Source organism: Streptomyces sp. NPDC051133 (genome assembly GCF_040682635.1).
GTDB lineage: Bacteria > Actinomycetota > Actinomycetes > Streptomycetales > Streptomycetaceae > Streptomyces.
The window spans coordinates 1-1,431 of the sequence record NZ_JBFBBK010000231.1 but is presented as its reverse complement, the minus strand read 5'-3'; the positions used below and the strand labels follow the sequence as shown (position 1 = coordinate 1,431).

3 pseudogenes are annotated in these 1,431 nt (G+C 67.6%); 1 reads left to right on the top strand and 2 read right to left on the bottom strand.

The features are described from left to right. A pseudogene (locus AB0N17_RS46680) lies at positions 1-128 on the bottom strand (GNAT family N-acetyltransferase); the annotation flags it as partial. A gap of 2 nt (positions 129-130) precedes the next feature. Continuing rightward, positions 131-214 (bottom strand): annotated as a pseudogene (locus tag AB0N17_RS46675) (GNAT family N-acetyltransferase); the annotation flags it as partial. Between the two features lie 831 nt (positions 215-1,045). Here AB0N17_RS46675 and AB0N17_RS46670 point away from each other — a divergent pair. After that, positions 1,046-1,267 (top strand): annotated as a pseudogene (locus tag AB0N17_RS46670) (transposase); the annotation flags it as partial. Between the last annotated feature and the right edge of the window lie 164 nt (positions 1,268-1,431).

Sequence of the window (1,431 nt, the reverse complement as noted above, 5' to 3'; positions counted from 1 at the left end):
GAGGGCTGTGTGGCCTGGATCCATCCGTGCAGGCGGTAGAAGGTGACGGCGTGCGGCGAGCGGACCGATGTGAGCAGCCAGGAGCGGCCCTCGGGGGCGTCCTCGGTGACCGCTGCGAGCAGTGCGGCGACCAGAGGGCGTTGATGGTGGGGTTGGCCGGGTCCGTGAACAGGACGACGTCCGTCGCTCCCGCGGCCAGCACGGCCCTGCTCACCAGCCGTCTTCCGGCGACGACGCCATGCCCTGCTCCGTCGGCGGGGCGCCGGCCAGTCGGATGAGCTGCGCGAGGGTCGGCTCCTTGAAGGTCATCCCCTGCTTCTGGTGGGCATCGGCAGTGGCAGTGGCAGTGACGGACTCGGTCCTCTATCCACGGCGTTGGCTCGACTACCGGCGCCGCTGGCGCAGTCGCCGTGGGCCGGGGGGCGTCAGTCCTGTGGCGGGTCCACCGGGGTCCGGATGCCGTTCCTCGGCGGGCCGGGGGCCGGCCACAAGGGCACCGCCTAATCAGGTGCCGTTCGCCGTGGTCGCCGATGCCGGGTTCGGGGACATCCGCGTGGCAGTACAGGCGCATCCGAACCCATGGCTCCTCAGCGAGCGAGGTGGAAAGCGAAAGGGGCGACTCCTCCTCCGGCCAGGCATCCGTGACCTCGCCGGGATCGAGCGCGGCGAGATGAACCCGGCCGCTCCCGGCCTGCAAGCTGAGCTCCTCCGCCGGCTCCCATACATCGTCCGCTTCCGCATCGGGCTGGCCGTCGTGGATCTGGACGGTGAGTTGCAAAGGCCCGGTGTCGGTGGTGGTCAGGACAACGGCACTACAAGGCCCAGCGGGCCCGCAGCGCCAGCCGTAGGGCATCTCGTCAGGGAAGTCGTCCTGCTCGGTGAAGCCGATGAGGTATCCGCTTTCGCCGAGGTCGACGGTGAAGTGTGCTTCTTGCACGAGCATGAGGGCTCCCGTTCGCGCTGCGAGGGAGCTGCTCGACGACGCGTCGGGAGCAGCACCGTCGGTCTAGCTGTACTCGGTCATGAGGTTGGTGACAGTCGGCTGATCGGTGGCAGGCCGCCGGCCTGGCGCTCCGAGCGCCGCGGCAGGGCCCTGGACTTCGGCCGGCCGCCCGAGCACGATCTGCGCGACATCATGGACGCGATCTTGTATGTGGACCGCACCGGCGTCCAGTGGCGCTACCTCCCGCACGACTTCCCGCACTGGAACACGGTCTACGGATACTTCGCCAAGTGGCAGCAGGAAGGCGTGTTCGCTCAGCTCAACGGCCTGCTAATGGCGACGTATCACCCGACCATGATCCACTACTCAAGATCAATTGAAGACACGACCTAGTAGGACTCCGTTAGGTCTGTCTCGATCTTGATGTTGTGTGTGGCTTGCGGGGCAGGGGTTGGTGGCAGGTGGTGCAGATGCCGGTCCAGCACCTC